The organism is Peteryoungia rhizophila, assembly GCF_004912145.1.
Classification (GTDB): Bacteria; Pseudomonadota; Alphaproteobacteria; order Rhizobiales; family Rhizobiaceae; genus Allorhizobium; species Allorhizobium rhizophilum.
The window spans coordinates 109,666-135,414 of sequence record NZ_STGT01000006.1 but is presented as its reverse complement, the minus strand read 5'-3'; the positions used below and the strand labels follow the sequence as shown (position 1 = coordinate 135,414).

27 protein-coding genes are annotated in these 25,749 nt (G+C 61.2%); 15 read left to right on the top strand and 12 right to left on the bottom strand.

The window, feature by feature from the left end:
• The first annotated feature begins 114 nt into the window (after window positions 1–114).
• A complete protein-coding gene (locus E9677_RS21845; RefSeq protein WP_136560174.1) occupies window positions 115–2,628 on the top strand; it encodes a sensor domain-containing protein in 2,514 nt (837 codons plus the stop codon).
• Between the two features lie 31 nt (window positions 2,629–2,659).
• Here E9677_RS21845 and E9677_RS21840 read toward each other — a convergent pair whose 3' ends face one another.
• Complete coding sequence (locus tag E9677_RS21840) at window positions 2,660–2,974, bottom strand: DUF1476 domain-containing protein (protein WP_136560173.1); 315 nt, start codon at window positions 2,972–2,974, stop codon at window positions 2,660–2,662.
• Between the two features lie 242 nt (window positions 2,975–3,216).
• Between E9677_RS21840 and purC the strand changes: the two genes are divergently transcribed.
• Genes purC through E9677_RS21815 form a run of 5 tightly spaced genes read left to right on the top strand, consistent with a single transcriptional unit; the run spans window position 3,217 to window position 5,634 of the window.
• Window positions 3,217–3,981, top strand: a complete 765-nt coding sequence (purC, locus tag E9677_RS21835; RefSeq protein ID WP_136560172.1) for a phosphoribosylaminoimidazolesuccinocarboxamide synthase — start codon at window positions 3,217–3,219, stop codon at window positions 3,979–3,981.
• A gap of 18 nt (window positions 3,982–3,999) precedes the next feature.
• The gene (gene purS / locus E9677_RS21830) at window positions 4,000–4,242 is read left to right on the top strand and encodes a phosphoribosylformylglycinamidine synthase subunit PurS (protein WP_136560171.1); all 243 of its coding nucleotides are present in this window, start codon (window positions 4,000–4,002) and stop codon (window positions 4,240–4,242) included.
• A 19-nt stretch (window positions 4,243–4,261) separates the two neighbouring features.
• Window positions 4,262–4,519, top strand: coding sequence for a hypothetical protein (locus E9677_RS21825; protein ID WP_136560170.1), 258 nt, complete (start codon window positions 4,262–4,264; stop codon window positions 4,517–4,519).
• Window positions 4,516–5,187, top strand: coding sequence for a phosphoribosylformylglycinamidine synthase subunit PurQ (gene purQ, locus E9677_RS21820; RefSeq protein ID WP_136560169.1), 672 nt, complete (start codon window positions 4,516–4,518; stop codon window positions 5,185–5,187). Before E9677_RS21825 ends, purQ begins: the two co-directional genes overlap by 4 nt.
• A gap of 60 nt (window positions 5,188–5,247) precedes the next feature.
• Window positions 5,248–5,634, top strand: coding sequence for a hypothetical protein (locus E9677_RS21815; RefSeq protein WP_136560168.1), 387 nt, complete (start codon window positions 5,248–5,250; stop codon window positions 5,632–5,634).
• Here E9677_RS21815 and E9677_RS21810 read toward each other — a convergent pair whose 3' ends face one another.
• A complete protein-coding gene (locus E9677_RS21810) occupies window positions 5,635–5,895 on the bottom strand; it encodes a DUF1127 domain-containing protein (protein ID WP_235883066.1) in 261 nt (86 codons plus the stop codon).
• 82 nt (window positions 5,896–5,977) lie between these two features.
• Between E9677_RS21810 and E9677_RS21805 the strand changes: the two genes are divergently transcribed.
• From E9677_RS21805 to E9677_RS21795, 3 genes are all read left to right on the top strand, one after another.
• On the top strand, window positions 5,978–7,396 hold the full coding sequence (locus E9677_RS21805) for an aminotransferase-like domain-containing protein (protein WP_136560166.1): 1,419 nt from the start codon (window positions 5,978–5,980) through the stop codon (window positions 7,394–7,396).
• A 147-nt stretch (window positions 7,397–7,543) separates the two neighbouring features.
• The gene (purL, locus tag E9677_RS21800; RefSeq protein WP_136560165.1) at window positions 7,544–9,766 is read left to right on the top strand and encodes a phosphoribosylformylglycinamidine synthase subunit PurL; all 2,223 of its coding nucleotides are present in this window, start codon (window positions 7,544–7,546) and stop codon (window positions 9,764–9,766) included.
• A gap of 114 nt (window positions 9,767–9,880) precedes the next feature.
• Window positions 9,881–10,114, top strand: coding sequence for a BolA/IbaG family iron-sulfur metabolism protein (locus E9677_RS21795; protein ID WP_054149753.1), 234 nt, complete (start codon window positions 9,881–9,883; stop codon window positions 10,112–10,114).
• 56 nt (window positions 10,115–10,170) lie between these two features.
• Here E9677_RS21795 and E9677_RS21790 read toward each other — a convergent pair whose 3' ends face one another.
• Entirely contained in the window at window positions 10,171–11,325 is a 1,155-nt protein-coding gene (locus E9677_RS21790) for a hypothetical protein (protein WP_136560164.1), read from the bottom strand.
• Between the two features lie 122 nt (window positions 11,326–11,447).
• Here E9677_RS21790 and E9677_RS21785 point away from each other — a divergent pair, with 122 nt between their 5' ends.
• The 3 genes from E9677_RS21785 to E9677_RS21775 all read left to right on the top strand — a co-directional run bounded on the left by E9677_RS21785 (window position 11,448) and on the right by E9677_RS21775 (window position 13,452).
• Window positions 11,448–11,678 (top strand): hypothetical protein, encoded by a 231-nt coding sequence (locus E9677_RS21785; protein WP_136560163.1) that lies wholly within the window; start codon window positions 11,448–11,450, stop codon window positions 11,676–11,678.
• A gap of 106 nt (window positions 11,679–11,784) precedes the next feature.
• A complete protein-coding gene (gene grxD / locus E9677_RS21780) occupies window positions 11,785–12,117 on the top strand; it encodes a Grx4 family monothiol glutaredoxin (protein ID WP_136560162.1) in 333 nt (110 codons plus the stop codon).
• 129 nt (window positions 12,118–12,246) lie between these two features.
• Window positions 12,247–13,452 (top strand): multidrug effflux MFS transporter, encoded by a 1,206-nt coding sequence (locus E9677_RS21775; RefSeq protein WP_136560321.1) that lies wholly within the window; start codon window positions 12,247–12,249, stop codon window positions 13,450–13,452.
• Between the two features lie 61 nt (window positions 13,453–13,513).
• Here the strand turns inward: E9677_RS21775 and E9677_RS21770 are convergent, their stop codons facing one another.
• Window positions 13,514–14,341 carry an inositol monophosphatase family protein gene (locus E9677_RS21770; RefSeq protein ID WP_136560161.1) on the bottom strand — a complete coding sequence of 276 codons (828 nt, stop codon included), beginning with the start codon at window positions 14,339–14,341 and terminating at the stop codon, window positions 13,514–13,516.
• Window positions 14,342–14,629: 288 nt separating this feature from the next.
• Between E9677_RS21770 and E9677_RS21765 the strand changes: the two genes are divergently transcribed.
• The gene (locus tag E9677_RS21765; RefSeq protein WP_168801296.1) at window positions 14,630–15,247 is read left to right on the top strand and encodes a thioesterase domain-containing protein; all 618 of its coding nucleotides are present in this window, start codon (window positions 14,630–14,632) and stop codon (window positions 15,245–15,247) included.
• A gap of 7 nt (window positions 15,248–15,254) precedes the next feature.
• Here E9677_RS21765 and E9677_RS21760 read toward each other — a convergent pair whose 3' ends face one another.
• From E9677_RS21760 to rpsD, 5 genes are all read right to left on the bottom strand, one after another.
• Complete coding sequence (locus tag E9677_RS21760; RefSeq protein WP_205910181.1) at window positions 15,255–15,836, bottom strand: protein-S-isoprenylcysteine O-methyltransferase; 582 nt, start codon at window positions 15,834–15,836, stop codon at window positions 15,255–15,257.
• The gene (locus E9677_RS21755; RefSeq protein ID WP_136560158.1) at window positions 15,833–17,038 is read right to left on the bottom strand and encodes a lipase; all 1,206 of its coding nucleotides are present in this window, start codon (window positions 17,036–17,038) and stop codon (window positions 15,833–15,835) included. The genes E9677_RS21760 and E9677_RS21755 overlap by 4 nt, the downstream gene beginning before the upstream one ends.
• A gap of 173 nt (window positions 17,039–17,211) precedes the next feature.
• Window positions 17,212–18,099 (bottom strand): tRNA 2-thiocytidine(32) synthetase TtcA, encoded by an 888-nt coding sequence (gene ttcA / locus E9677_RS21750; protein WP_136560157.1) that lies wholly within the window; start codon window positions 18,097–18,099, stop codon window positions 17,212–17,214.
• A gap of 57 nt (window positions 18,100–18,156) precedes the next feature.
• Window positions 18,157–19,083, bottom strand: coding sequence for a glutaminase (locus tag E9677_RS21745; RefSeq protein ID WP_136560156.1), 927 nt, complete (start codon window positions 19,081–19,083; stop codon window positions 18,157–18,159).
• A gap of 113 nt (window positions 19,084–19,196) precedes the next feature.
• Complete coding sequence (gene rpsD / locus E9677_RS21740; RefSeq protein WP_136560155.1) at window positions 19,197–19,814, bottom strand: 30S ribosomal protein S4; 618 nt, start codon at window positions 19,812–19,814, stop codon at window positions 19,197–19,199.
• A gap of 327 nt (window positions 19,815–20,141) precedes the next feature.
• Between rpsD and E9677_RS21735 the strand changes: the two genes are divergently transcribed.
• Together E9677_RS21735 and pepT are read left to right on the top strand one after the other, a co-directional pair.
• Window positions 20,142–20,963 (top strand): D-alanyl-D-alanine carboxypeptidase family protein, encoded by an 822-nt coding sequence (locus E9677_RS21735; RefSeq protein WP_408014767.1) that lies wholly within the window; start codon window positions 20,142–20,144, stop codon window positions 20,961–20,963.
• A gap of 29 nt (window positions 20,964–20,992) precedes the next feature.
• Window positions 20,993–22,228: a peptidase T gene (gene pepT, locus E9677_RS21730; protein ID WP_136560154.1), complete on the top strand. Its 1,236-nt coding sequence runs from the start codon at window positions 20,993–20,995 to the stop codon at window positions 22,226–22,228.
• 28 nt (window positions 22,229–22,256) lie between these two features.
• On the opposite strand, the gene E9677_RS21725 is transcribed toward pepT, so the two are convergent.
• The 3 genes from E9677_RS21725 to E9677_RS21715 form a co-directional block, all read right to left on the bottom strand.
• Complete coding sequence (locus E9677_RS21725) at window positions 22,257–23,777, bottom strand: ATP-binding protein (RefSeq protein ID WP_168801295.1); 1,521 nt, start codon at window positions 23,775–23,777, stop codon at window positions 22,257–22,259.
• Between the two features lie 99 nt (window positions 23,778–23,876).
• Window positions 23,877–25,013 carry an MFS transporter gene (locus E9677_RS21720; RefSeq protein ID WP_136560152.1) on the bottom strand — a complete coding sequence of 379 codons (1,137 nt, stop codon included), beginning with the start codon at window positions 25,011–25,013 and terminating at the stop codon, window positions 23,877–23,879.
• 152 nt (window positions 25,014–25,165) lie between these two features.
• Entirely contained in the window at window positions 25,166–25,402 is a 237-nt protein-coding gene (locus E9677_RS21715; protein WP_136560151.1) for a DUF1127 domain-containing protein, read from the bottom strand.
• Window positions 25,403–25,749: the final 347 nt, after the last annotated feature.

The window sequence follows — 25,749 nt, the reverse complement described above, 5'->3', positions numbered from 1 at the left end:
GGCCCGAACATGCGTCCCTTGTACCAGTCCGGCCCATCATGGCGGAGCTCTTTAAAGCCTTCTTAAGTCGCTTCTCATACACTGTCCGGGCTTTACTCAGTCCGGAGCCTGACATTGCGTCCAGACGTTGCCATCAAAGCCACCTCGCCAAGGGGTGGCGGCATCGACATTGCAACCCTTCCCTCGCCCGCAGCCTGGGTGGACGCGAATGGAATCGTCGAGGCCCGCAACGCGGCGATGGCAGACTTTTTCAACGTTGAGTCTGGCCGCCCGTTCTCGGACGTGTTGCGCCCCGAGGATGTCGGCGCCTTCGATCTAGCCTTGAAACGACTGACACTCGGCGCTCCCTCGGCATCTGTGGAAATACAGGCCACCGGAGACCGCAAAGCCTCCTTCGTCACTTCGCTGGCGAAGCCGCAGAGCGACGACGCAAGTCAGGTGATCCTGCTGCAACTGATAGACATCACCTCCTTGCGACAGAGCTTCGATGCGCTTGCCGAGCGCGAGAGCCGCTGGAACCACGCCCTGGTCGGTTCGGCGTCTGGCGTCTGGGACCAGCGCAACAGCGGCGAAATGTATTATTCGGAAGTCTGGCGGTCGATCCGCGGGCTGGGCCCGGACGATCCCATCGCGCAGAACATGGAGGAATGGCTCGAACTCGTCCATCCGCAGGACCGCGAACGCGTGCTGCATTCGATCGAACGCCAGAACGAGGGTGATCCGGACTATACAACGTTCCAATACCGCGAAATGCACAAGGACGGGCACTATGTCTGGATCGAATGCCGCGGCGCCTGCGTCGAACGCGACGAAAACGGACAGCCGGCCCGCATTGTCGGAACGGATACGGATGTTACGGCCCGAAAGGCACAGGAGGAATGGCTCGAAGGCCTGTCGCGGCGTCTGAAATTGGCCGTCGACATCTCGCGCATCGGCATCTTCGAGACGGATTTCGACGCTGGCATCAGCGAGTGGGACGAGCGCATGCGCGAGATCTTCGAGGTCCCCTTCGACGAAGATGTTCGCGTTGGTGACTTCTGGGAGCGCAAGCTGCACCCCGACGACCGCGAGCGGACACTGGCCCATGTCGAGATGAGGATCGCCGCCCTCAAACCGTTCACCGACAACTATCGCATCACCGCCAGCAACGGGAGCACCCGCTACATTCGCGCAAACAGCCTGCCCTATGTCGACAATGACGGCCATCTGAAGATGATCGGCGTCAACTGGGATGTGACCGAGGATCAGCGCCTGCGGCAGGAACTGGAATGCCAGAAGGCCCTGGCCGAAGCCCGCAATGCCGAACTCGATCAGATCCGCATCGACGCCGAATATTCTGCTCTGCACGACTACCTGACCGCGCTGCCGAATCGCCGCTACCTTGAATCGCGCCTCGACGAACTCAGGAAAACCTCGAGCGAGCGCAAACGCGGCATTGCCGTGCTGCACATCGACCTCGACCGGTTCAAGCAGATCAACGACACGCTCGGCCATGGCGCGGGCGATGCCATGCTGAAGCATGCGGCCCGCATTCTCCGCGACAACATCCGGCCTACGGATTTCGCCGCCCGAATTGGCGGCGATGAATTCGTGGTCCTGCTCGACTATGACGGCAATGACGAGGTCTTGTCGACGATCGCAGATCGCATCATCGGCGAAATGCGGCAGCCTGTCTGGCACAATGGCCAGGAATGCCGCTTTGGCGCCAGCATTGGCATCGCCTATTCCGAGGACCGCAGCGCCGATCCCAGAGCACTGCTGCAGAACGCCGACATCGCCCTTTACAACGCGAAAAACCAGGGGCGTAATCGCCACGAATTCTACACCCAGTCGAGCCGAAGACTGCTCGCGGATGCCCGACGGCTGTCCAGCGAACTTCTGCGCGCGCTCGAAAACGACGAGATCATACCATTCTATCAGCTGCAATTTGACGCCAAGACGCGGAAAATCACCGGCGCGGAATGCCTCGCCCGCTGGCAGCATCCGACCCAGGGTATTCTCGGGCCGGACCGATTTCTGGCAGCGGCCGAAGAATGCGGCGTTCTCGCGCAGATCGACGGGATCATTCTCGAAAAGGCCCTCGCCGATGTCGCTGTCTGGCGTGAAGAGGGCCTCCTCCTGCCGAAGATCTCCGTCAACGTCTCGGCGCGCCGCCTGAAGGATCCCAATCTCGCAAGCGGCCTGGCCGCCCTCGACATCAAGCCCGGTACCGTCTCCTTCGAGCTGCTCGAGAGTGTCTTCCTGGACCGTCAGGATGCGGCCGTCATGGCCAATCTCGAAACCTTGCGCCGGCTCTCGATCGACATCGAGATCGACGACTTCGGTACCGGCCACGCCTCGATCGTCGGACTGCTGAACCTGAAGCCGAGCACGCTGAAGATCGATCGCCAGCTGATCGAAAACATTCCGACGAGCCAGGAGCAACGCATCCTGGTCATGTCGATCATTCAGATCGCACGCTCACTCAAGATCAAGGTGACGGCAGAGGGCGTCGAAACCGAAGAGCATGCCCGCATCCTGAAACGGCTGGGCTGCGACGTGTTGCAGGGCTACGGCCTGGCTCGGCCACTCGACGTCACGGCGACCGGCGACCTGCTCCGCGCGCACAAAAAAGCCGCCGCGACCTGAGGTCGGGCGGCTTCAGCCATCAGCCCGGGGCTCAGGTGTTCTGGATCTGCTCGATAGCCTGGCCGAGGCACTCGATCATCTTGGCACGCAGTTCTTCCTCGGTGATCGACACACCAGCGGCGGTCAGGTCTCCCATGACCTTGCGGATCACATCCCCGTCGCCGGCTTCCTCGAAATCGGCTGCGACCACTTCCCTCGCATAGGCATCGGGGTCGGCGTTGCCGAGCAGACCGGCCGCCCAGAGACCGACGAGCTTGTTGCGACGCGCTTCGGCCTTGAAGCGCAGCTCCTGATCATGGGCGAACTTGTTTTCAAAGGCCTTTTCGCGATCACTCATGCCGCTCATATCGATCTCCCGTTTTATGCCGTCATTGTGCGGTTTGGTTTCCCCATTAATCAAAAGGGAGTACAAAGTGCAATGCAAACTTCCGCGATTCTGGGTGACCTACCCGCAACGCGACGTTTTGGCAGGAAGGGGTGAACTCCGCATTGTGAAAACTTGGGTTTTCCGTTAAGGGACCGCTTCAAAGACCGATCCACTGCGTCCGCGCACTTGCGCCGAGATGCCAACAACAGAGAAAACCATCCATGAACCGTCGCCGCCGCGTTTACGAGGGCAAGGCAAAGATCCTCTATGAGGGTCCCGAGCCCGGCACGCTGATCCAGTTCTTCAAGGACGATGCAACGGCATTCAACAAGAAGAAGCATGAAGTCATCGACGGGAAAGGCGTTCTGAACAACAGAATCTCCGAATACGTCTTCACGCATCTCAACAAGATCGGCATCCCGACCCATTTCATCCGCCGCATGAACATGCGCGAACAGTTGATCAAGGAAGTCGAGATCATCCCGCTTGAGATCGTCGTGCGCAATGTCGCTGCCGGCTCGCTCTCGACCCGCCTCGGCATAGAGGAAGGCGTCGTTCTGCCGCGCTCGATCATCGAGTTCTACTACAAGTCCGACGCCCTGAACGATCCCATGGTCTCCGAAGAGCACATCACCGCCTTCGGCTGGGCCAACCCGGCCGAACTCGACGACATCATGGCGCTCGCCATCCGCGTCAACGACTTCCTCTCGGGCCTTTTCCTCGGCATCGGCATCCAGCTCGTCGACTTCAAGATCGAATGCGGCCGCCTCTATGAAGGCGACATGATGCGCATCATCTTGGCCGACGAAATCTCGCCGGACAGCTGCCGCCTCTGGGATATCGAAACCCGCGAGAAGCTCGACAAGGACCGCTTCCGGCAGGATCTGGGCGGGCTCCTCGAAGCCTATCAGGAAGTGGCACGCCGGCTCGGCATCATCAATGAAAACGAACCGATCCGTGGCACCGGCCCGGTTCTCGTCAAGTAAGCTTCGGAGAAGAGATCAGTGATCAAGGCACGTGTCACCGTTACCCTGAAGAACGGCGTCCTCGACCCACAGGGTAAGGCCATCGAAGGCGCACTCGGCGCCCTCGGTTTCGAAGGCGTCGGCCAGGTCCGCCAGGGTAAGGTTTTCGACCTCGAAGTCGAAGGCTCCGACAAGGCCAAGGCGGAAAGCGACCTCAAGGCCATGTGCGAAAAGCTCCTCGCCAACACGGTTATCGAGAATTATACTATCTCCATCGCCTGAGGGTTGAAGGAGACATGCGATGGCTGAAGTGACCAGCGAATTGATGTTCGAGCTCTTGAAGAAGCTCAATCAGCGATTTGACAAGGTCGACTTTGCCATCAGCGAGTTGCGCGCGGACAATCAGACAATGCGCGCGCAATTGCATGCACTGCAGGGTGATGTGAACAACCTGCGCGCAACCGTCGGACACTTCGAAAGCCGATTAGACCGCATCGACAATCGTCTGGAACTGCGCGAGTTCCAGGAAGCCCAAGCAAGGTTTGAGCCACAGCCATGAAATCAGCCGTCGTCCAGCTCCCAGGCCTTAATCGTGACCGCGACATGATCGCGGCGCTCACCAAGATCTCCGGCCATGCGCCCGTCACGATCTGGCAGACGGAGACGGACATTCCTGATGTCGATCTCATCGTTATCCCCGGCGGCTTCTCCTATGGCGATTATCTGCGCTGTGGCGCGATTGCGGCCCGCATGCCGGTCATGCAGGCGATCAAGGAAAAGGCCGAGAAGGGCGTCAAGGTCATCGGCGTCTGCAACGGCTTCCAGATCCTGGTCGAAGCTGGCATGCTGCCGGGCGCTCTGATGCGCAACCAGTCGCTGAAGTTCGTCTGCAAAGAAATCAAGCTGGAAGTCGTCAACGCCGATACCGACTTCACCCGCGCCTATGCCAAGGGCCAGATCATTCGCTGCCCGGTCGCTCACCACGACGGCAACTACTTCGCCGATACCGAGACACTCAAGACCATCGAAGGCAATGGCCAGGTGGTCTTCCGCTATGCCGACGGCACCAATCCGAACGGCTCGATGAACGACATTGCCGGCATGGTCAATGCCCGGGGCAACGTGCTCGGCATGATGCCGCATCCGGAGAACCTGATCGAGGCAGCACACGGCGGCAACGATGGCCGCGGCATCTTCGCCTCGGCGCTCGACGTCATCGCCGCCTGAAGTAAGCTTCGCTTAACCAAGCGTCTATAATGGAAGGCGGCAGTCAGCCGAAAGTTCGCCATGCGCCGCCTCGCCTTCACCCTCAGTATCCTTGCTGCAGCGGGCCTAACCGCCTGCAAGCCCGAAACTCCACGGCCGCCTACTAGCGGTCAGTCCGCCCTCGACATCATGGAAAAGGTAGCGGTTGGCGCCAACAATTGCTGGTTCAAGTCGGGCGACCCCGCATTCAAAGCCTATTCGCTCGCCCCGGAACTGACGTCTTTCTCCGGCCGCCCCCGCATCCTGCTGGTTCGCAAGGGCGCGTCCGACATCCGTCCGCTGCTTGTCGTACAGGCGGAAGGCCGGCCGGCACGTCTCGATGCCTTTGGGCCGATGATGAATGAAGACATCGCGCCGCGCATTCAGAAGGACGTCGTCCGCTGGGCGAATGGCGCGAAGAACTGCTGATCAGAAGGGTGGCTGCAACGGCCGATCGAGTAGCAAGAGCCGCGACTTTCTGATTTCACGCTCGGCCATATCAGGCGACAGGCCGACATCCCGCAACTGCTCATCGGTCAACTGCGAAAGGTGGACGCGGGTCGTCCGCCGACGTCTCCACAGTTTCAGCGCCTCGCCGACCGCCCGGACACTGGCCGCCAGCCACGCTGATCGCGCCGGGCGAACCAAAGCATTGTCTGCATTCGAAGTGATTGTCTCTATTGTCACCATGGCGAAAGCTCCTACAGGCAATTCCATTGACGGCACCGTATGAATTGACTCATACGCGGTGACAATCTATAGAATTGTCATCATGACAAATTGGCTCCCTTCTCTCGATATAGGAACCGGCCCGCTTTATGTCCGGATCGCGGATGAGGCGGAAAACGCCATCAAATCAGGCGCACTTGCGCATGGCGCCAAGCTGCCGCCACAGCGCGATCTCGCCTATGATGTTGGGGTGACAATAGGTACAATATCCCGCGCCTATGCCTTGCTGCGTGAGCGCGGCCTGGTCAACGGCGAAGTCGGGCGCGGCACTTATGTGCAGGGCAGTGATGACCAGGGTTCCGCCACACCTCGCGACCCTGTGTGCATCACCTATGGCGGCACGCGCGCGATCATTCCGCCGCCGGGCAAGCTGCGCTTCGACACCACGGCCGCCATCGATGTCGGTCAGGCGGAAGTCGTCGGACAGATCATGGCCGAGATCGCCTCGGCGCATCCGGGCGAAATTTCGAGCTATACCCGCACCCTTTCCCCCGATTGGCTGGAGGCCGGCCGGCAATGGCTGTCTTCGGGCAACTGGACACCCGACCCCGAACAGATCCTGCCGCAGCTCGGCGTACATGCGGGGATCAACGCGGTCGTAGCGGCCGTCAGCGGCGCAGGCGATCGCATTGTTTGCGAACACCTCACCTATTCGCAAGTTTCCCGCAGCGCCAATCTCATGGGCCGCCAGATCACCCTCGTTGACTCGGATCAGGATGGGATTCTGCCGGAGGATTTCGAGCGCGTCTGCGCTCGCGAGCACCCGAAGGCTGCCTTCATCATGTCCTCGGGCCAGAACCCGACCCTCGCCTGCCTGCCACTGTCTCGTCGCAAGGAGATTGTCGACATCGCCCGCAAGTACAATGTCTGGCTGATCGAGGATTATCTCTATGGCGGCATGATTGCTGACAGCATTCCCCTGCTTGCCGAACTGGCGCCCGACCGCACATTCCTGCTCAACGGTTTGTCGAAATGCGTTGCCGCCGGCGTGCGTGGCGGTTGGGTCGCCTGTCCGCCCCATATGAGCCAGCGCGTGCGCGTGACCCAGAAGATGGTAACCGGCGGACTGCCATTCCTTCTCGCCGAGCTTTCCGCCCGGCTGGTGCTGTCAGGCGCTGCAGGAGAAATCCGAGGCAAGGTGCTGGCGGAAATCGGCGCGCGCGAAGCGGTGGTCCGCGAGCTTTTCGCCGGCAAGGACTTCCGCTCCCATCCCCGCCTGCCCTTCTTCTGGCTGAAGCTCCCCGAACCCTGGATGTCCGGTACCTTCAAGCAGGCCGTTCTCGATGCCGATGTCCTGATTGACGACGAGGACGAGTTCAAGCCCGCCCGTTCGTCACGGGTCTATCACCATGTCCGCGTCGGCTTCAGCGAGGGGCGCGAGCGCTCGATCTCGATCGAGGGCCTGAAGACCGTCCGCCGCATCCTCGACCAGTCGCCGCTCGGCACCAGCGCCATCGTCTGAGCATCAGGAATACCCAAGGCGTCTTGTGCTGGAAAGCCGCAGGAAAGGCCTGATTGCGCGCATTTTTCAAGTGCGCCGAGCGCAGCCTTGCGTTATAGCCTGCCTCGAAACCGATATCCCACCGATCTCCATTGCCCTGAGAGCCAGATGACCGTTTCCAACGCCCGTCCCATCACCGCAGAATTGATCGCAAGCCACGGCCTGAAGCCGGACGAATACGATCGCATCCTGAACCTGATCGGACGCGAGCCGACCTTCACCGAGCTCGGGATCTTCTCGGCAATGTGGAACGAGCATTGCTCCTACAAGTCTTCCAAGAAGTGGCTGAAGACGCTGCCGACCAAGGGCCCGCGCGTGATCCAGGGCCCGGGCGAAAACGCCGGTGTGGTCAATATCGATGACGGCGACGTCGTCGTCTTCAAGATGGAGAGCCACAACCACCCGTCCTACATCGAGCCCTACCAGGGCGCTGCGACCGGCGTCGGCGGCATCCTGCGCGACGTCTTCACCATGGGCGCCCGTCCGGTCGCCGCCATGAACGCGCTGCGTTTCGGCGCCCCCGATCACCCGAAGACCAAACACCTGGTCGCCGGCGTCGTCGCCGGTGTCGGTGGCTACGGCAATTCCTTCGGCGTGCCCACGGTTGGCGGCGAAGTCGAATTCGACGCCCGCTACAACGGCAATATCCTGGTCAACGCATTCGCTGCCGGCCTTGCCAAGGCGGATGGCATCTTTCTGTCGGAAGCCAAGGGCGTCGGCCTGCCCGTCGTCTATCTCGGCGCCAAGACCGGTCGCGACGGCGTCGGCGGTGCCACCATGGCCTCGGCCGAATTCGACGAATCGATCGAAGAAAAGCGCCCGACCGTGCAGGTCGGCGACCCCTTCACCGAAAAATGCCTGCTCGAAGCCTGCCTCGAACTGATGCAGACCGGTGCTGTCATCGCCATCCAGGACATGGGGGCTGCCGGCCTCACCTGCTCGGCGGTCGAAATGGGCGCCAAGGGCGGCCTCGGCATCGAACTCATGCTCGACAAGGTGCCGGTGCGTGAAGAGCGCATGACGGCCTATGAAATGATGCTGTCGGAAAGCCAGGAGCGCATGCTCATGGTGCTTGAGCCCTCCAAGGAAGAAGTCGCCAAGGCGATCTTCGTCAAGTGGGGCCTCGACTTCGCGATCGTCGGCTACACCACTGACGACCTGCGCTTCCGCGTCATCCATCAGGGCGAGGAAGTCGCGAACCTGCCGATCAAGGAACTGGGTGACGAAGCCCCCGAATACGACCGTCCCTGGATCGAGCCGAAGACTCCTGCCCCGCTTGCCGAGAACGACATGCCGGCCGGTGACGTCGCAGACGCGCTGCTGAAGCTCGTTGGCTCGGCCAACAACTCCTCGCGCCGCTGGGTCTACGAGCAGTATGACACGCTGATCCAGGGCAACTCCCTTCAGCTGCCGGGCGGCGATGCCGGCGTCATCCGCGTCGAAGGCCATGCCTCCAAGGCGCTCGCCTTCTCCTCGGACGTCACCCCGCGTTACGTCGAGGCCGATCCCTTCGAGGGCGGCAAGCAGGCGGTTGCCGAATGCTGGCGCAACATCACTGCGACCGGCGCACTTCCGCTCGCAGCCACCGACAACCTGAACTTCGGCAATCCCGAGCGGCCTGAGATCATGGGCCAGCTGGTATTTGCCATCAAGGGTATCGGCGAAGCCTGCCTCGCACTCGACTTCCCGATCGTCTCGGGCAATGTCTCGCTCTACAACGAAACCAATGGCCAGGGCATCTTGCCGACCCCAACCATCGCCGGCGTCGGCCTGATGGCGGACTGGAAGAAGATGGCCCGCATCCGCTTTGCCGCTCAGGGCGAAGCGATCCTGCTGGCCGGTGCCCCCTCCGGCTGGGGCACGCATCTCGGCCAGTCGGTCTACCTGCGCGACATTCATGGCCGGACCGATGGCCCAGCGCCGCATGTCGATCTGGTCCACGAGAAGAAGGTCGGTGACTTCGTACGCGGCCTGATCGAGGATGGTCTGGCGACTGCAGTTCACGACTGCTCGTCGGGTGGCCTGGCCCTCGCCGTCGCCGAAATGGCGATGGCCTCCGGCATCGGCGCACATGTCAATGCTTTGAACGATGCGAACCCGATCGCCGTCTTCTACGGCGAAGACCAGGGCCGCTATGTCCTGACCGTCATCGAAGACAATGTCGATCAGGTCCAGGTCCGCGCCGAAGCCGCTGGCGTGTTCTGCCCGTGGATCGGCCGCACCGGTGGTTCGAACGTGGTTCTGGGCGATGCCAAGCCTGTCGCGGTCGAGGACCTCAAGACGGCCCACGAAGCGTGGTTTCCAGCTCTCATGGAACGCGAACTCGCCTGAGGCATTCGATCACATGCCTGTGGAGCATGGGGTAGGCGCAGCCTACCCCATTGAAAGACTTCGGCGAATGCAGGATAGTTCTCGCATTGCTGATTTGCATGAGGGATCCGTTACATGCCGATGAAACCAGGCGACATCGAAGACATGATCAAGGCCGGTATTCCGGGAGCGAAGGTCGTCATCCGCGACCTCGCCGGAGACGGAGATCACTATGCCGCCGAGGTCGTCGCCGAAGCCTTCCGGGGCAAGAGCCGCGTCCAGCAGCACCAGATGGTCTATGACGCCTTGAAGGGCAATATGGGCGGCGTGCTGCACGCACTCGCGCTGCAGACCAGCATTCCAGACTGAACGGGCTGCATTGCCAAGACCAAATCTGGGGCCTGCCGTTTTTCGGCGGGCCTTTTTCATGACATCGGATGGATCACTGGAGCGCGCGTCGAGTCCAGCCCTTCGAAGCTCTTTGCCGGCAGCGGCCCAGCCGTCATCAAGGTGAAGTCGAAGCCGCTCGGCTGGTCGGGACCGAGCACATATTGTCGGTGCATCCTGAGAAAATCGCGGCGGTTCTTCTCGTAGCGCTCAGACGACATTGCATGCTTGAAGCGGATGAAGACGAGCTTCGGCTGCGGCGCATCCGCATGACCTGACAACGCCACGGTATCGCACTTGTAGAGATGGATCGGATCAGTCAGGCACTGGATGTCGAACCAGTCGACGGATGGACGACGAGCGAGTGCGCCGATCCGCTGCCTGAGCACGGATGCTGACGACAAGAGACTGCACTGCAGCGCCGCACCGCCCAACGTGACGAAGACGAGCCGTCGCCCTTTGAGCGCGCCCGGCGCCTTCTCGAGAAGCCGCGCAATGACGGAGATGGCGAAGTTCGCGCCCATGCTGTGGGATGTGACAAGAATTTCGTCGGCCGGGCCTTCCAAGGCAGCGCCCGCCTCCCTTGCCGCCCGCTCGATGAAAGCATCGACCTCTCGCCTGTTTTCCGCCACGGCCACCGCGAGGCGCCAATCGGCGAGCAGATGCATGACGTGGTAACGGTCCGAAAACGGAATGACCCCGTGGCGGAAGACGAAATAGCCGGCAGGCAGTGCCAGCAGGAACCACCAGGAGGAAAGCTCGAAAGCTGAGGGAATGGCAGCGATATTCACAGCCAGTGCCAGACCCGCGGCCAGGAACAGAAAGGGGAAAAGGAAGAACAGACCAAAGCGCCAGGCATGGCGGAAATAGCCCCACGCACCGCCCTGCCGCACCACGTCGAATCCCGCCTTGAACCCCTTGCCGATCTGCATCCAGACCGGTTCGGCCCGCATGGCGCTGATCAGGTCGTTATGGTCGAATATGTGGATGTCGGACCGCGTCGCCCGACCGGCAATTTCGGCATGCACAGGGAAGTGGGTGCCCTGCCCATCGACGAAGAGGTCGCCGACATCAAACCGCGTCTGCCAGACAGCCGAGGCTTGCGCGGCCGAACGCTTGTAGCGCTGACGATGGGCTTCGGCTTCGAGGGGTTCGAAGCCCGGAAAATGCAGCACGATGCGACTTTGGATCATTTAGTCGGTCACTTGATAGACGGCAGGCCGCCGCAGGTGGCGCTTGCTAGACGAGAATTGCGCTGATTTAAAGAGCGGATGGAACAAAAACCCTCTGAATTCGAGGGCATCGGGGAGAGAAGATGGCGGATCTGATCGGCAACATCGTCAAGGACGTCGTTGAGGGCGTGCTGAAGGAAATCCTGAAGAAAACCACCCGCAGCGGCACGACACGTCGCCGCAAGCGCCAGACCCGTTCTGCGACCACGGGACGTTTCGTGCGCAAGACGAAAAAGCGCGTGAAGGCACCGGCACGCAAGCAGGTCAGCCGCCGCCGCACAGCCGCAAAGCGCAGCCGCCAGCGCAGCGTTTAATTCAGGCATTGGCGCAAACTCGCCACTGGCAAAAGCCGAGCTGTATTGCTATTTCTAAGGCAAATCGAAGCTGCCGCCTTGAACGGCATGTGAAAGGAAGAATGACATGAGCGCCCACGAATTCATCGACAACGAAGTCAAGACCAACGACGTGGTCCTGTTCATGAAGGGCAGCCCGCAGTTCCCGCAGTGTGGTTTCTCGGGCCAGGTTGTTCAGATGCTCGACTACCTCGGTGTGGACTACAAGGGCGTGAACGTGCTGGCCGACATGGAAATCCGCGAGGGCATCAAGGCCTATTCGAACTGGCCGACCATTCCGCAGCTTTATATCAAGGGCGAATTCGTCGGCGGCTGTGACATCGTCCGTGAGATGTTCCAGGCCGGCGAGCTGCAGAAGCATTTTGAAGACCAGGGCATCGCCGTACGCGGCGCCGCCTGACCCTACCGGCCATTAGGCCCCCAATATTCGAGGTGTTGAAGGCGTTGTCGCAAGCAACGCCTTCATGCCGTTCCAAGGTCATAATTCATGTCAGATTCATTACAGTCCACCCCCAAGGTCCTTGGGGGCATGGGTCGTGCCGAGTTTATCGCCCTCATGGCTTTCCTGATGGCACTCAATGCGCTCGCCATCGACATCATGCTGCCGGGCCTCCAGGAAATCGGCGCGGCACTCAATGTCGAGAACGAAAACCATCGGCAATATGTGGTTTCCGCCTATCTGATCGGCTTCGGCATCGCCCAGCTCTTCTACGGGCCGATCGCGGATCGCTTCGGAAGACGCATGCCGATGATCATCGGTCTTGCCATCTACGTGGTCTCCTCGCTCGCCGTCGTCATGGTCCCGTCCTTCGAATCGCTGCTCGTGCTGCGCTTCATCCAGGGCATCGGCTCGGCCGCCACACGCGTCATCACCGTCTCCATCGTCCGTGATGTCTTCGGCGGTCGTCAGATGGCCGAAGTCATGTCGCTGATCATGATGGTCTTCATGGTCATCCCTGTGGTCGCGCCGGGCACCGGCCAGGTCATCATGCTCTTCGGCGACTGGCACTGGATCTTCGTCTTCATGGCGGTGATCGCCGTGATCGTCGGCGCCTGGATGTATGTCCGCCTCCCGGAAACACTTGCGCCGGAAGACGTGCGTCCGTTCACGGTGAAGGTGATCTTCGATGGTTTCCGCATCGTGCTGACCAATCGTGTCGCCCTCTGTTACACGATCGCCAGCACCTTCATCTTCGGCGCCTTGTTCGGCTTCATCAACTCGGCCCAGCAGATCTATGTCGGCATCTACGGCCTCGGCGTCTGGTTCCCCGTCGCCTTTGCCGGCGTCGCCCTGTTCATGGCGCTCGCATCCTTCGTCAACGCCAAGCTCGTCGGCCGCTTCGGCATGCGCAAGCTGTCCCACGGTTCGCTCATCGGCTTCATCACCATCAACTTCATCTGGCTGGTGGTGCAGCTCGTCGGTCCGGCGCCGATGCCGTTCGCTCTGTTCATCACCTTCTTTGGTCTGGCGATGTTCCAGTTCGGTTGGATCGGTTCGAACTTCAACTCACTGGCCATGGAGCCGCTCGGTCACGTGGCCGGCACGGCCTCCTCGGTGTTGGGCTTCATGGGCACGATCGGCGGATCGATTATCGGTGCGGCCATCGGCCAAGCCTTCGACGGCACGGCGCTCCCCATGGTCGCCGGCTTCTTCGTCGTCTCGATCATCGGCCTCGTCTTCGTCCTGATCGGCGAAAAAGGCCGGCTGTTCCAGGCACAGAACAAACCGGTCTGAACAACCGCTTGCGCAGCCCAAAAATCGAAAGGCCCGGTCACTGCCGGGCCTTTTTTTTCTATCAGTCGACGGTGAAGATCCGCTCGCGCAATTCCTGCCAGGCGTCTTCATCGGCTGCGACCAGAAGCCCGCCCGCAGTATGATGCGGCAGATAGGGCGATCCGTCGAAGCGCGCGACATGGGCGCCCGCCTCCTGCATCATCAAGGCACCGCCGAGGTGATCCCAGGGCATCAGTTTGTTGTACATGGCGAAATCCATGTGGCCCTGGCCGAGCAGCCGGTATTCATGGGCCGCACAGCGGTAGCTGGTGAAAAGCCGTACCTCGGCAAGGTTCGACAGGATCTTGCGGCGCATTTCGAGATCGAAGAAGCCGGTATTGGCGATGCCGATCATCTGTTCGAGCGGACCGCTCGGCCGCATGAACATCTGCTCCTGGGCGCCGTCCGTGCGATAGAGCCAGGCGCCAGATCCCTTTTCGCACAGCGCCCAATCATTGCCGATCGGATCATAAATCAAGCCCGCGACGGTCTCGCCCTTGGAGACGACGGCGAGCATCACGCCGAACAGGCTGAGCCCGGAGGCAAAGTTGAAGGTTCCGTCGATGGGATCGACGATCACGGCGAGATCGGCATCCTTCAGTTGATCGAGAAGCGCAGGATCTGCAGCGACCGATTCTTCGCCCACGAACAGCGCGTCGGGCATCAGGCCCTCGATGCCCTTGCGGATCAAACGCTCGGCAGCCTCGTCGGCTTCGGTGACGAGGTCGATCGCTTCCGTCTTCATCCTGATATCGCCATCGCCGAGATTGCGAAAGCGCGGCAGGATCTCCTCGACGGCAGCCTCCTGCAAGAGATTGGCAAGGGCGGCGATATCGATGGCGGCAGTCATGAGGCGTCTCCTGATGCTTGTGGCATGGCACGACGGTATCGCACCGTCCGGTTGCGCCCGTTCTAGAGCAATTCCAGCAAAAGTGCGAAGCGGTTTTGCGCCCGGAATTGTCTGAAAAGGGAGCGAGGGCATTTCAGGCGGAGTCCCCTTCCGCCTGAAATGCCCGAGCCCGGCCACAATGTTGAAGTACAGGCCGAAAGCCATGCCGAGCCGGGTCAATCCGGTTGTCAGCCGGCCTGAAACATGCATGAATTCGAAACCACTGCATTTTCAGGACCACCTCCCGACATGATCTCCAGGCGCGCCCTTCTTTCCCATGCATCGCTGATCCTCGCTGCCTCCGTTCTGCCCGCCGAGGCGGCAAAACCGAGGAAACCGAAGCTCGCCAACGGCCAGGTCTATCTCTTCCGCGGCTTCGCCAACATTTTCTCAACAGGCCTCGACACGCTCGGAAAGCAACTCACAGAGGATGGCATCAAGGCGGAAGTCCTGTCGCTGCCAAACGCTCAGACCTTCGCCCGCAGGATCGCAGAGCGTTATCGAGCGTCGAAGGATGCCCGCCCGATCGTTCTCATCGGACACTCGCTGGGTGCAGATATGACCTTCTCCGTGGCAAGCGCCCTGCAACCGATGAAGATCCCGGTGGCGCTGATCCTGAGTTTCGATCCGACAGGCAAGGGCCCTGTCCCGGGCAACGTCAAGAAGACGCTGAATTTCTACACCGGCGGCGAAAATCTGTGGTCACCGGTATTGCCGGCGCCGGGCTTCAAGGGCGAACTGGCCAATATCAACCTGCGCCAGGGCGACACCGCGATCAAGGGCATCGGCCATTTCAACATCGACAAGAACCCCGCCCTCCATGACCGGGCGGTGAAGGAGATCACCCGGGCTCTGCGCAAGCGCTGACGGTTATTCAGAAAATCCCGGGGACCAAGCGCTTCGTGCGGGCGCAATAGGCGTCGTATTCGGCGCCGAAGCTATCCCGCATCATCGCCTCTTCACGGGACTGGCGCACGGCATACAGCGCGAGCACGGCGACAAGGCCGGCAAGACCCGCGATCCAGTTGGGAATGAGCAGGGCCTGGGTGATCCCCCAGAGCAGGAAGGATGCATACATCGGGTGCCTCACATGGGCATAGACGCCCCCTGTAACCAGTTGGTGTCCCTCGCGGACCTCGAGCGTTACCGACCAGTTCTTGCCGAGATCCTTGTGGCTGCGCCGGAACAGCCAGAGAAAGGCGATGCCGGTCAGCGTGCCGAGTATCATCGGCAGGAGCCCCTGCCCTCGATCGGCCACGCCATCGAGCAGATGCAGCCGCCATACGATTGGCATTACCACGAGCGCGAAGGTGCAGAAGGCGAGAAGCGAAATATCGAGCGTGGAGCGACGGTCGACCCGCGTCTTCTGGCGGCGTGCCCGACGCATGGCCGGATAACGCATCGCACACCAAGTCACCAGCATCAGGGCCCAGAGGATGAAGGAAACACGCGTCATGATACTGCCTCTGCCGTTTTGCCTGCCTCCACCGCAATCGGCAGCGCATCGCCTCTTACGGCCTCGATCGGCCGGGTGCCACAGCAGATCATGAAGAAATCATAGAAATACCGCCGGCTGTTCGCCGAAATGAACTGATAGTGAACCCGGAAGAAGTTCTTCTTCACGCGGCGATAGGTGTCCCGCTCAAGCATATCGCGGATTCGCACCTGAAACTGGTGCGGAAACGCGTCGCCACGCTGATGCATCAGTCCAGCACCGGCGTAAGGATCACATTTGTAGAAGTTGATGATGTCGGTGAGCGCCTGGAACTCGGTCCAGCGGATGTCCGGATGACGGGCCAGCGCTTCCAATCGCATCCGAGCCCGCCTTGCCGCCGGATGCAGCGCCACCTTGAGCGACGTGGAACCGACTGTGACAAGCTTGAAATGGACCGGCCTGCCCTCCCCAACTCGTCGCTCGGCAAGCTGGTGTGCGACGTCGAGGATGAGCGCACCGCCCGTCGAATGCCCGACGAGCAAAACCTCGTCATAGGTCGTGGCAGACAGCCGCTCATCAATCAGCCCAGCCCAGGCATCGACGCGCGCATCCATCACAGGACGACGGCAATGCAGGTGCTCGCGGCTGAACGACCAGAGATCCATGAGGTGAAAGACGAAGTAGCGCCGCCCGATGAAGCGGCCGACGCCATAAGCGACACCGGCCCCGACGATGAGTGGCAAGAGCGGTCCACCGGGAAGCGGCAAATGATCAGCCAAGCGATAGGCGGCTGTTGCGAGCCAGGCGAAGAAGACCAGCATCACGAAAGGGTAGAGAAAGTACAGCGCGAAGCGCCAATTGGTGGCAAAGAAGCGGAACATGGTCCCGCTCAGTACATAATCGAAGAAGGCCACGAGATAGGCGAAGAGCCTGACCACGAAGGGTCGCGCACCATCGGTTTTGACGATGTCGTCGAAACTCAGGAAGGTGATGTCGGACCGGCAGGCACCATCCGGACCACGATAATCGGCGGCCGCCGTAGTGACCGAGACCTGCGCATGCTCCACTGGCGTTTCGAGCGTTGCTTCGACCGACCAGCACTTGCAAAACCGATCCATCTCGCGCCCGATGCGCCGGAAGAAGCCGGCAGCGTCGTTGCGTTCATATCCTCCGACGAGAAACACGGCACGCCTCGACACCGAAGGCTGAGCGACCTCAGACATTCCTACTCCCACAATTTCCCGGTTCAGCGAAGCAGCGTTCGCAGTCCCTGTCCGGGCGCAATGTGCAAGAAGCCTCATGCGCCGTCCAGTCTCGGAACCCGATAGGTCGAGAATGCGTCAATTTTCCCCGTGTCTTTACAAGCAAGAGCGCCATAAAAGGTGCGGCGCAGCAATCACTCCGGCTTCGTCGCCACCAGTCCGGCAAAATCGAAGAGTTTCGGGTCCATCAGATGCGAGGGATCGACATGACCAAGCGCCCTGAGCATCGCATCTTTCCGACCCGGCATCTTTGATTCGATCCCGGCCAGCATCTCCTTCATCGCATTGCGCTGGAGCCCATCCTGGGAGCCGCAGAGGTCACAAGGGATGATGGGGAACTGCATGGCCTGGGCGAAGCGTGCCATATCCTCTTCGGCGGCATAGGCGAGCGGCCGCAGCACGAAGAGATCCTTCTCGTCGTTGAGCAACTTGGCAGGCATCGCCGAAAGCCGGCCGCCATGGAAAAAATTCATGAAGAAGGTTTCGAGGATATCCTCGCGGTGATGGCCGAGCACCAACGCGTCACAGCCCTGCTCCCGCGCGATGCGGTAGAGATTGCCGCGCCTCAGACGCGAACAGAGCGAGCAATAAGTGCCGCCGCTGGGCACCTTTTCCTTAACGATGGAATAGGTATCACGATACTCGATGCGGTGCTTGACCCCGATCGAGGCCAAGTACTCCGGCAAGACGTGTTTGGGAAAATTCGGCTGCCCCTGATCGAGATTGCAGGCAATGATCTCGACGGGCAGCAGACCGCGCCATTGCAGATCGAGCAGGATGGCGAGCAGGCCGTAGCTGTCCTTGCCGCCGGAGAGGCCGACCAGCCAGCGCGTCTGCCCCTTCAGCATGTCGAAATCGCCAATGGCCTGACGCACCTGGCGGATGAGCCGCTTGCGCAGCTTGTTGAAGGACACGGAGCGCGGCGCGTGAGCGAAAACCGGGTGCACCGTCGAGAGGTCGAGCGCATCCTCACCGTCGAGTGCTGAGGCATCCTGAGTGTCGATCGTGTTCACGAGGTTCATCTGCGGCTCCGGCCCGGCGGCAATTGTGCCATGCAATGCCCGTTGCAGCCCGGAAGATCAAGCCCCGAAGACGGACCAGCCCGTGCGGGTTGCCAGCATCTCGAGGGCAGCCGAACCGAGCGCCGAATTGCCGACCTTGTTGAGACCCGGTGACCAGACAGCAATAGAGGCCTTGCCCGGGGCGACGGCCAGGATGCCGCCGCCGACGCCGGACTTGCCCGGCAGGCCGACGTGATAGGCGAAATCGCCGGAACCATCATAATGGCCGCACATCAGCATCAAGGCATTGATTCGCCGCGCCCGCTTCGGCGAGACGACCGAGAATCCCGTCAGCGGATTGGTGCCCCTGTTGGCGAGGAAGAGACCGGCATGCGAGAGCTGGACGCAGGAGAGCGCCAGTGCGCACTGGTGGAAATAGACTCCGAGCGTGTGCTCCACCGGATGTTCGAGATTGCCGAACCCGCGCATGAAATTGGCCAGTGCGAAATTGCGGTAGCCGGTCCGCTGCTCCGACTGCGCCACCTTCTCATCGATCGACAGTGTCTCGTCATCGGCGAGGTAGCGCATGAAACGCAGATACTCGCCGATCGCCTCCCGTGGCGCGTGGCCCGCCACCACCATGTCGGTGACGACGATCGCACCGGCATTGATGAAGGGATTGCGAGGGATGCCGTGCTCGTGTTCGAGCTGGACGATAGAGTTGAAGGAGGAGCCGGAGGGTTCGCGACCCACCCGCTTCCAGACCGATTCGCCCGCCTTGCCGAGCGCGAGCGTCAGCATGAAGACCTTGGAAATGCTCTGGATTGAAAACGCCGTGTCGGCGTCGCCAGCCTTGAAGGTCTGGCCATCGACGGTGGTAATCGCAATGCCGAACTGCTTGGGGTCTACGCGGGCGAGATCCGGAATGTAGTCGGCCACCTTGCCCTCGCCGAGGCGCGGCTCAAGCGCACTGACGATCTCTTCGGCAATCAGCTGCAGATCCATCTCGTTCCCCTTGCCCGGCCAAGTCCGGCGCCATCTTCCCCAGGCAGCGCTGCACTGCAAACAGAAAAAGCCGCCCCGAAGGGCGGCTTTCCACAAATCCGTCTCGGCAGCAATTAGCGCGAGTAGAATTCGACGACCAGGTTCGGTTCCATGATGACTGCGTACGGAACGTCAGCCAGGGTCGGGACGCGAACGAAGGTGGCAACCATCTTGTTGTGGTCGACTTCGATGTAGTCGGGAACGTCACGCTCAGCGAGCGTTACCGATTCCAGAACGGTGACCATCTGCTTCGACTTCTGGCGAACTTCGATGACGTCGCCGGCCTTGCAGCGGTACGAACCGATGTTGACGCGAACGCCGTTGACGGTGACGTGGCCATGGTTGACGAACTGACGGGCAGCGAAGACCGTCGGTACGAACTTGGCGCGGTAGACGATGGCGTCCAGACGCGACTCGAGCAGGCCGATCAGGTTTTCACCCGTGTCACCCTTGCGACGGTTGGCTTCGTCGTACGTTGCGCGGAACTGCTTCTCGCGGATATCGCCGTAGTAGCCCTTGAGCTTCTGCTTGGCGCGCAGCTGCACGCCGAAGTCGGAAAGCTTGCCCTTGCGGCGCTGGCCGTGCTGGCCAGGACCGTATTCGCGGCGGTTCACCGGGGACTTCGGACGGCCCCAGATGTTTTCGCCCATACGGCGGTCAATTTTATACTTGGAAGATGCGCGCTTGCTCATCCGTATTTCCTTTTCAACAGGTTACAGCGGTTTGTTGCCAAGCCGCTTAAGGAAACACGCCCTCCTCTGAACCTCCGTTTCCGAGGTTCCGACAGGCTTCTCACGTCAGCGAACGGAGAAAACCACGGGACATGTCAAAACAAACACCGGGCGTTTCGGCCCGGCGTTGGAGCGGTCATTAGTGGCGTTATACAAATTTGTCAACAAGGCATCGACGCCGCAGCGTTCTCCAGCGGAAAAAGCCGCGCTGGAACCTGCAAAGGCTGACAGAACGCATGAACTCCGCTATCCCCGGATCATGCTCAATAAAAGAAGACGCGCCCTTCGATGATGACACATCTGTACCGCCTGTCCATGCTCGCCCTCACCGGCCTCCTCCTGGTCATCTTGCCAGCGGCAGCAGAGATCCAGAAGCCGGGCCATGCATCCATCCTGGTCGATGCCGGAACCGGAGCGATCCTGGAGGCGGACAATGCCGACCGGGTGCTGTATCCCGCATCACTCACCAAGATGATGACGCTCTACCTCACCTTCGAGGCGTTGCATTCAGGCCGATTCGACTGGGACCAGCGGCTGGTCATTTCCAAGAATGCCAATGACAAGGAGCCCTACAAGTTCGCGGTCGGCGCCGGCAATACGATCAGCGTGCGCGAGGCGGTCATGGGCATGGTCGTGCTTTCGACCAATGATGCGGCAACGGCTGTCGCCGAAACCCTTGCCGGCTCCGAGGAAGCCTTCGGCCAGATGATGACGTTGAAAGCGCGGGACCTTGGCATGGCGAATACAGTTTTCACCAATCCGTCGGGCCTGCCTGATCCCCGTCAGGTGACAACCGCGACCGACATGGCGCGACTGGGGCTGGCGCTGATGCGCGACTTCCCCGAGGAATACAAGCTCTTCGCCTCGCGCGGCATGACCTTCCGAGGCATGAAGTTTCGCGGCCACAACGCCTTCCTGGTGCAGTATCCCGGCGCCGAGGGCATCAAGACCGGCTTCACCAACGCGTCGGGCTACAACATCGTGACCTCGGCCAGCAACGGTAAGCGCCGCCTCGTCGGCGTCGTTCTCGGCGCCGACAGCGCCAATGCCCGTACGCAGGAAATGATCACGCTTTTCGACCGCCATCTCGGCACGAAGATCAGCCAGTGATTGCAGGAATACCAGAAAAGGCAAAGCCCATGACCGAGACCGTTCTCGACCGCTTCCTCCGCTACGTGGTGATCGACACGCAGTCTGACCCGGTCTCCGACGCCCAGCCGTCAACGGAGAAGCAGAAGGACCTCGGCCGCGTGCTGGTGGCAGAACTCCTGGCGATCGGCCTTACCGACGCGCATATGGACGAACACGGCAATGTCTATGCGACGATCTCGGCCAACACCGCGAAGGATGTTCCGGTCATCTGCTTCTGCAGCCACATGGACACGGCACCCGACTTCACCGGCACGAATGTCAAGCCGCAGCTGGTCCGCAACTACCAGGGCGGCGATATTACCCTGACGGGCGGCACGAGCCAGGTGATCAGTGTGGCCTCCCATCCGCAGCTGAACAACCAGATCGGCAACGACATCGTTACAACGGATGGCACGACCCTGCTCGGTGCCGACGACAAGGCGGGCGTGGCCGAGATCATGACGGCGGCCGCCCATCTGATGGCAAATCCGCAAATTCTGCATGGCACGATCAAGATTCTCTTCACGACCGACGAGGAAATCGGTCGCGGCGCCGACAAGGTGGACCTCGCAAAGCTTAGCGCCCGCTTCGCCTATACGCTTGACGGCTCGACCGTCGGCGAGATCGAGAACGAGACGTTCTCGGCAGATGGCGTGGTGATAGAGATTACGGGCGTCGCCATGCATCCGGGTTACGCCAAGGGCAAGATGGAGAATGCCATCAAGGCCGCGAGCGACATCGTCGCCCGCCTTCCCCGCGAAATCGCGCCTGAGACCACAGAGGGCCGCCAGGGCTTCATCCATCCGGTCGACATGTCAGGCAGCATGGACGGCGCAAAGCTCCAGTTCATCATCCGCGATTTCACGGAAGAGGGCCTGAAGGAGAAGGAAGACCTGCTGGAGCGCATCACGAAGGAGGTGATGGCCACCTATCCCGGCTCGCGGCATACATTCACGGTCAAGCACCAGTACCGCAACATGAAGGACGTGCTCGATCGCCATCCGGAGATCATGGCGAACCTCGAAGAAGCCGTCCGGCGTGTCGGGCTCGAACCCGTGCGCCACAGCATTCGCGGCGGCACGGACGGCTCGCGCCTGTCGTTCATGGGCCTGCCCTGCCCTAACATCTATACCGGCGGCCATGCCTATCACTCGCCGCTCGAATGGGTGAGCGTGCAGGACATGGAGAAGGCCGTCGAGACGATCGTCTCTCTCGTGCAAGTCTGGGAAGAGCGGACGGCCTGAGCCGTCCGTCATCTATCGGGCCTGAAGCCTATTCGGCGGCTGACGCCGTTTGATCATCTGCATCCACGAGGTTCGGATCACCCGGCTTCGTCTCGGCTTCCAGATCTGGGAAGGCGACGATGCGCTTGCCGGAAAAGTCGGTGTGCACGACAACCAAGCCCTGCTCCTCGAAGTAGCCCAGCAGGCGCCGGGCGCGGCGGGCCGAATGCGTGCCATAAGCTCTGGCGATGCGATGGTCGGACGGGCATTCCTCGCTGCGGAGCGCCGCCTTGGCCAGCAGCAGGAAGACGCCCTGTAGGTCGTCGGAGACGCGTACGGAGAGCGACAGCGCCGTCTGCCAGCCCTCGCTCGCCGCCGTTTCGTCGTCGACCCCTGCCCTCGTGATCGCCACCCGGCGACGGAATTCACCCATGGGCATGGGCGGGCCGGCCACGCGACGCATGCGGGCCCTGACCAGAAACTCCTGATAAAGCACGCTGTCGGTGCGGTAGGCAGCCTGCGGATCACCGAGGATTTCGGAAAGTACGGCCGAGAGACGATCCTCGCGCTCTTCCGCCGACATTTCAGCGCCCCTCATCGGCGATTCGCTGGCAACAGGTGCCATGGACGCTGGCGTTGAACGCGAGAGTTCGGCCAGAATATCGGTCGTCGGTCGGGGTGCCGGCGCCGCGCGGCGCACGATTGGCCGGGTGAATTCCTCAGGATCGGGCGTGAAGATCAGGTCCTCGACATCCTGCGGTGCATCTGGCAGCGGCATGAGCATGGGCGATGACGAACGCGCCGAGGTTTCGACGGCGCCGATGACGATCGGCAGCGGCCGTCGCGACATGGCAGGGCCCAGCGCGACAAAATTGCCGCGCTGCAGGTCACGGAACATCTCCGCCTGCCGGCGATCCATGCCGAGCAGGTCGGCCGCACGCGCCATATCGATATCAAGAAAGGTGCGACCCATCAGGAAGTTCGAGGCTTCGGCTGCGACGTTCTTGGCAAGCTTTGCCAGGCGCTGCGTGGCAATGACGCCGGCAAGGCCGCGCTTTCGGCCACGGCACATCAGGTTTGTCATGGCACCGAGCGACATCTTGCGCGCGTCTTCCGACACGTCGCCGCCGACGGCGGGCGCAAACATCTGCGCTTCGTCGACGACGACCAGCACCGGATACCAGAATTCGCGATCGGCATCGAAGAGGCCGTTCAGGAAGGCACCCGCGGCGCGCATCTGCTGCTCGACGTCGAGACCTTCGAGCGTCAGCACGCAGGAAACACGGTGACGCCGGATACGGTCGGCGATGCCGGCAAGCTCCGCCTCGGTACGCTCACCATCGACGACGACATGGCCATACTTGTCGGAGAGCGTGACGAAGTCGCCTTCAGGATCAATGATGACCTGCTGCACCCACTGGGCAGATTGTTCAAGGAGACGACGCAGAAGATGCGACTTGCCCGAGCCGGAATTGCCCTGCACCAGCAGACGGGTCGCGAGAAGCTCCTCGATATCGAGCTTGGCAGGCTGACCGCCCTGCACCGTTCCCATATCGATTCCGACCTTCAATGACGGCATCCTCAATTCATGTGTTGATCTGTAGTCCCTAACAGACTTGGAAGCCCCCGTGTGGCCCGCATCCGCGAAACCCACAGGGAAGTGCTGGCGTCAGGCGGCCTTTCGGCGACGCAGGAGACCGGCAAGCAGGATGCTGAGTACCAGCGGAGGCAGAAGCGTGGCAAGTCCGCTTCGCAGTCCTGCAAGCTCAGCCACAAAACCGATCATCGGTGGTCCGACCAGAAAGCCGAACAGCGCGATAAAGCTCAGGATCGCCACATTTTCTGCCGCCGGACGGTCGCCGAGATCGGCAGAAGCGGTCACTGCCAACGGAAAGCCGACCGACACGCCGAGACCGACGCAGGCAAGTCCCAGATACACGATGGTCGTCACGGGTGCGACGACGACAAGCAGCATCCCCGCCAGCGAGAGCGACAGGCAGATCCGCGCCAGGACGACAGCACCCAGCCGCTCCTTGGCCGCATCGCCGAGGAAGCGCCCGACCGAAACCAACATGGCAAAGACGACGTAACCCATGCCGGTCGCCATGCCTGATGTCGCAAAGATATCCTTGAGATAAACGGCCGACCAATCGGCAACGGCCCCTTCCGTCATCGTGATGCCGAAGACGAAAAGGCTGATACCGAGGATGGCGGGGCTGGGCATGCTCCAGGATGACCGCTTTTCGGCTTCGTCCGCCTGACCTGCCTGTATCGGCAAGGCGCGACACACGACCAGGGCGACCGGCGCCAGAAGAAGCGACAACAAGCCGATGGCGAGGAATGACCACACGTCCAAAGCAAGAAAACCGGCCCCGATCAGGCTGCCTGTCATGATACCGAGGCTCCAGAAGCCGTGGCAACGGTTCATGATCGAAACCGTGCCGCGCTTCTCGATGACATCGGCCTCGACGTTTAGGGCGAGCTCGATCGTCGAAAGGCCGATCCCGAGCAGGGCGAGTAGCAGGAAGAGCGAACCGATGTCGGGTGCCGCGACCGGCAAGGGCACCAGCGCGAGAAAGACCGGGAAACCAAAGATCAGCGTATTGCGGCTGCCGATCCGGGCGACCAATTGCCCAGCAAAGGGCAGCATCAGCAGGATGCCAGTGGGCAGACCGAGAAGCGCAATGGCGAGTTCGGCTGGCCCAAGCGCCAGTCGCTCCTGAACGCCGGGGATCTGCGGCAACCAGCTGCCAAATGCAATCGGCTGGAGGAAAAAGGCGGTCATGATGGCGGGCTTGGGGGGCATGGAGAAACCGGGGTGCAGCTAGGGAGCGTTGGCACGACGCGCAACATTCGATGAGCCTTGCCGATTCGGATAGCAGACCACCGCCGAGAGTGGTCTGCTATCCGATAAAAAAGTGCGGCCCGGGCGCATGGCTGCACCCAGGCCACACCTCTTTACGGTCGAATATCCCACAGCGACAGGCGCCGCGGGAAAAGCAGCTCGTCCTCCTCTGGAAGGCCGATGTCTCGCCGCAACTGCGGAGACAGGTGGGCCGCGAGATTACGGACCTGCCGCCGCCTCCAGCTTGCACCGATCAACGCGACCAGAAGCCGCCAGGAGCCAAAGTGTTGCAACAGCTCGTCCATCCGCTTCGAAAGCGGCAGTTCAACTATAGATTGATTTTCGTGCATGACTTGTCCGTCCCGGAACGGCGATGCGTCCAGGTCCTTTCGGTGATGAAAAGCGACGTGACACGAGCGAACGAACGCGTTCACACGCGCAGGCGGCAAGTCACGTCAGTATGGTTGAAAACGCCGGAAAGGCAGGGGAAATGACTGTTCAGACAGTCATCGGGTGTATCGAACGGTGGTGGGAGATCCCACGCACATCGAAAACACCGGTCCGCCAGAGAGGCGCATGCGCAGAGAAAAATGAGTCATATGTCGCCTCCTGTAGTTCGTGTTGCGGATGGCCGGAACATGCCATGCAAAATCGGCTCCGGCAAGATCGCAATTCGAGATTGCAAATCTTGCAAAAG

Coding starts and splice junctions, on each gene's coding strand:
- E9677_RS21840 (WP_136560173.1), bottom strand. CDS start 2,974: ATGAGCGGCATGAGTGATCGCGAAAAGGCCTTTGAAAACAAGTTCGCC.
- purC (WP_136560172.1), top strand. CDS start 3,217: ATGAACCGTCGCCGCCGCGTTTACGAGGGCAAGGCAAAGATCCTCTAT.
- E9677_RS21825 (WP_136560170.1), top strand. CDS start 4,262: ATGGCTGAAGTGACCAGCGAATTGATGTTCGAGCTCTTGAAGAAGCTC.
- purQ (WP_136560169.1), top strand. CDS start 4,516: ATGAAATCAGCCGTCGTCCAGCTCCCAGGCCTTAATCGTGACCGCGAC.
- E9677_RS21815 (WP_136560168.1), top strand. CDS start 5,248: ATGCGCCGCCTCGCCTTCACCCTCAGTATCCTTGCTGCAGCGGGCCTA.
- E9677_RS21810 (WP_235883066.1), bottom strand. CDS start 5,895: ATGGTGACAATAGAGACAATCACTTCGAATGCAGACAATGCTTTGGTT.
- E9677_RS21805 (WP_136560166.1), top strand. CDS start 5,978: ATGACAAATTGGCTCCCTTCTCTCGATATAGGAACCGGCCCGCTTTAT.
- purL (WP_136560165.1), top strand. CDS start 7,544: ATGACCGTTTCCAACGCCCGTCCCATCACCGCAGAATTGATCGCAAGC.
- E9677_RS21795 (WP_054149753.1), top strand. CDS start 9,881: ATGCCGATGAAACCAGGCGACATCGAAGACATGATCAAGGCCGGTATT.
- E9677_RS21790 (WP_136560164.1), bottom strand. CDS start 11,325: ATGATCCAAAGTCGCATCGTGCTGCATTTTCCGGGCTTCGAACCCCTC.
- E9677_RS21785 (WP_136560163.1), top strand. CDS start 11,448: ATGGCGGATCTGATCGGCAACATCGTCAAGGACGTCGTTGAGGGCGTG.
- grxD (WP_136560162.1), top strand. CDS start 11,785: ATGAGCGCCCACGAATTCATCGACAACGAAGTCAAGACCAACGACGTG.
- E9677_RS21775 (WP_136560321.1), top strand. CDS start 12,247: ATGGGTCGTGCCGAGTTTATCGCCCTCATGGCTTTCCTGATGGCACTC.
- E9677_RS21770 (WP_136560161.1), bottom strand. CDS start 14,341: ATGACTGCCGCCATCGATATCGCCGCCCTTGCCAATCTCTTGCAGGAG.
- E9677_RS21765 (WP_168801296.1), top strand. CDS start 14,630: ATGATCTCCAGGCGCGCCCTTCTTTCCCATGCATCGCTGATCCTCGCT.
- E9677_RS21760 (WP_205910181.1), bottom strand. CDS start 15,836: ATGACGCGTGTTTCCTTCATCCTCTGGGCCCTGATGCTGGTGACTTGG.
- E9677_RS21755 (WP_136560158.1), bottom strand. CDS start 17,038: ATGTCTGAGGTCGCTCAGCCTTCGGTGTCGAGGCGTGCCGTGTTTCTC.
- ttcA (WP_136560157.1), bottom strand. CDS start 18,099: ATGAACCTCGTGAACACGATCGACACTCAGGATGCCTCAGCACTCGAC.
- E9677_RS21745 (WP_136560156.1), bottom strand. CDS start 19,083: ATGGATCTGCAGCTGATTGCCGAAGAGATCGTCAGTGCGCTTGAGCCG.
- rpsD (WP_136560155.1), bottom strand. CDS start 19,814: ATGAGCAAGCGCGCATCTTCCAAGTATAAAATTGACCGCCGTATGGGC.
- E9677_RS21735 (WP_408014767.1), top strand. CDS start 20,142: ATGATGACACATCTGTACCGCCTGTCCATGCTCGCCCTCACCGGCCTC.
- pepT (WP_136560154.1), top strand. CDS start 20,993: ATGACCGAGACCGTTCTCGACCGCTTCCTCCGCTACGTGGTGATCGAC.
- E9677_RS21720 (WP_136560152.1), bottom strand. CDS start 25,013: ATGCCCCCCAAGCCCGCCATCATGACCGCCTTTTTCCTCCAGCCGATT.
- E9677_RS21715 (WP_136560151.1), bottom strand. CDS start 25,402: ATGCACGAAAATCAATCTATAGTTGAACTGCCGCTTTCGAAGCGGATG.